Here is a 2,530-nt window from a genome sequence, read left to right as displayed (position 1 = left end):
CACTCGACCACTCCCAACTTGTCGGCGCGCTCGACGCGGCCGGAGACGGGCTCGTTGCGGTACGCGCCGCCCCACGTCGCCCGATCCCGCGCACCGTTCAGGTGCGACGTGATGACGGCCTTCGCGGTGCGCTTCCGGTCCCAGGGGCCGAAGCGTCGCTCCTTGCCGTCGGCGTAGACGAGGACGGCCGAGAAGACGGCGTCGCGCTCGGCGTCGTCCTTGTAGCCCTCCCAGGCGGCGCCTACCTGCCTCACTCACCCACCGCCGCGAACTCGACGAGCGTCTTGTCGGTGGTCTCGTCGTACTCGGCCATGACCGGGCGCACGAGCCCGTGACGGGGCGAGTCGTAGAGCATCGGGTCGGCGTTGCGGACGTCGGCCGGGGTAGTGCAGGCGGCCGACGATCTCGGTCTCTTCCATGGTCAGTCCTCCGGTTCCGCGCACGAAGGCGGCCTTGCGGGTGAGGCGTGTCGCCTCGTTCCGGAGGTGGTTCGCCGCTTGGGGTCCTTGGCGTGCTTCGCCTGCGTAGCGAGCTCCTCGGCCTTCTTGTGGAGCTGGTCGATGGCCTTGTCGGGGCGGTCGAAGAAGCCCATGGTCAGCGGCCCCCGATCATCGTCACGGTGCCGTCGGCGTGCGTGATGCTGTAGCCGGTCGGCGTGGTGCGGACGACGACGGGCTTGTCGTCCTTGTCCAAGTAGGTTCCAGGGCGCATGGCGGCCTCCTTCGTGCGGTCTGTACTGCCTGACGAGGAGGTAATCGGCCTGGGCCACCGGAGCGGCTCACCCCAAAATGCGAAAAGCCCCCGCCTCGCGAGGAGGACGGGGGCTAGAGGCGTCAGTCGCCGGACGGGAGGCCCGACTTGGGGCGGCGTGGCGGCGAACCCGCCGGCGGCGAGGAAGGCCAGCGAGACGGCGACGATGTCCTCAGCGGACAGGCCATCGCCGACCAGCGGCCCGGTCACGGCCAGGGCGCCGGCCAGGCCAGCGAGGAGGCGTTCACGATGCGGTTCTTGAACATGGATCTCCGATCAGGGGGTGAGGTTGATGCTCTGGAGCAGGAGCACGAGCCCGCCGAGGACACCGACGCCGCCGCCAACGGCGGACAGGAGGCCCATCGGCGAGACGGTCTTGCGGTCCTCGACGATGCGGAGGCGGGCCTCGTGGTCGTCGAGTTTCGTGCCGTGCTGCCCGAGGACGAGGTCGAGCTTCGTCTCCATCCGGGCCAGAGCGACCCGGGTGTCGACGTTCTCGTCGTCAGGCCGAGGCCGGGGTCGATGCGGCCTTGACGGCGCGGGCGATGGCGGACTTCGTCCACTTGCCCACGACGCCGTTACGCAGGAAGTAGCCGCGGGCACGCTGGAAGCGGCGGACGAGGGCGTAGGTGCCCATGCCGAAGTCACCGTCGTCCGCGATCTCGATCCCGCGCTTCGCGTAGATCTTGTTCAGGTCGCGCTGGAGCTGCCGCACCTCGGGGCCGGACGAGCCCAGGCCGAGCGACCGGCCGCGGGGGCGGTTGATCGTGTGGCGCACGCGGGCACGGCCCGAGCGCTCCCAGTGCCACGCCTCCTCGCGGCCGCCACCCTGGCGGGCCCAGTAGGGGTGCTGCCAGCCGTACCGGCCGGCGTTCGCCCGCATCCACTCGTGCTCCGTGGAGCCGAAGCGGTTGATGTTCGAGGCGAAGTCCACGGCGAGGCCCCAGCCGTGGTTGGACGTGCCGGGGACGCGGCCAGGCCGGGGCCCGTTGCCGACGGGGCGGCGGCTGGTAGAGCCGCTGCTGCGACGCGAGGGTCCGGTAGGTGTCGGTGGCGCGGAGCGACCGGTAGAACTTGCTGGCGAACGCCAGGGCGAGGCTGTCGGCGTCGCGCGCGGCGGACTTGGTCAGCCGGCCGCCGATGACGGTCTCGCGGAGGGAGCTGTCGGGGAGCATGCCGTTGAGTGCCATGTTCGCTAGGCCCTTCTGTTTTTGGGTATGAGAAAGGCCCGCTCCCCGGGAGGAGAGCGGGCCTTGCGGTGAGGGTGGATCGAGGCGGGCGGAGCGGGGGCCAGGATCTGGCTCACTCCGCGGCCCCGCCGGACCTGTGCCGACACGAGCGGGGAGTCGGCCAGCAGCGCGAGGAGCGCTTCGAGCGCAGGCTCCAGGACAGGCGCGGGGAAGTAGCCGTAATCGCCCGTGCTGGGGATCTTGGCCGTGGCGTACACCGGGCCCTCCGCCGTCTGTAGCGTGAGCTCCACGACGTAGGTGTACAGGTCGCTCGTGTGTTCAGTGTCCGGGTCGGGGGTCGGGCAGACCATGCCATGCGGGCTCTCCCTTGGGGTTGAGGTCAGTGGAGTCAGAGGAGGTAGTTGATGGACGACAACGAGACGTTGACGCTCGCCGAGGTGCTGTGCCCGTTCATCTGAATCCGCCCGTCGCCAAGTACGCGGAGACGGGCGGCGACGGCTGTGCCTACGTAGAGGAAGCCGTCGCGGTAGGTCCCCGCCTCCGGACGGGCGGCGACCGATGTCGGGATCTGCACGGGGAACGTGTTGCCC

General features: G+C 70.3%; 4 protein-coding genes and 1 pseudogene. All 5 read right to left on the bottom strand.

Annotation, left to right across the window (positions count from 1 at the left end; genetic code table 11):
• The coding region (locus PROKR_RS33550) for a hypothetical protein (protein ID WP_036959357.1) at positions 1-254 on the bottom strand (254 nt) is incomplete at its 3' end.
• Positions 255-1,026: 772 nt separating this feature from the next.
• Entirely contained in the window at positions 1,027-1,215 is a 189-nt protein-coding gene (locus PROKR_RS02545) for a hypothetical protein (RefSeq protein ID WP_036959355.1), read from the bottom strand.
• 37 nt (positions 1,216-1,252) lie between these two features.
• A pseudogene (locus PROKR_RS37995) lies at positions 1,253-1,708 on the bottom strand (peptidoglycan-binding protein); the annotation flags it as partial.
• Between the two features lie 237 nt (positions 1,709-1,945).
• On the bottom strand, positions 1,946-2,290 hold the full coding sequence (locus PROKR_RS02535) for a hypothetical protein (RefSeq protein WP_036959353.1): 345 nt from the start codon (positions 2,288-2,290) through the stop codon (positions 1,946-1,948).
• A gap of 38 nt (positions 2,291-2,328) precedes the next feature.
• On the bottom strand, positions 2,329-2,530 hold a 202-nt coding region (locus PROKR_RS33540; RefSeq protein WP_036959352.1), incomplete at its 5' end, for a hypothetical protein.

It is taken from the genome of Promicromonospora kroppenstedtii DSM 19349 (genome assembly GCF_000515355.1).
GTDB lineage: Bacteria > Actinomycetota > Actinomycetes > Actinomycetales > Cellulomonadaceae > Promicromonospora > Promicromonospora kroppenstedtii.
This window is presented reverse-complemented; position numbering and strand designations above follow the sequence as displayed.

What these genes read in the sequence shown, in the direction of transcription:
- PROKR_RS02545 (WP_036959355.1), bottom strand. Translation starts at nt 1,215, where the DNA reads ATGGAGACGAAGCTCGACCTCGTCCTCGGGCAGCACGGCACGAAACTC.
- PROKR_RS02535 (WP_036959353.1), bottom strand. Translation starts at nt 2,290, where the DNA reads ATGGTCTGCCCGACCCCCGACCCGGACACTGAACACACGAGCGACCTG.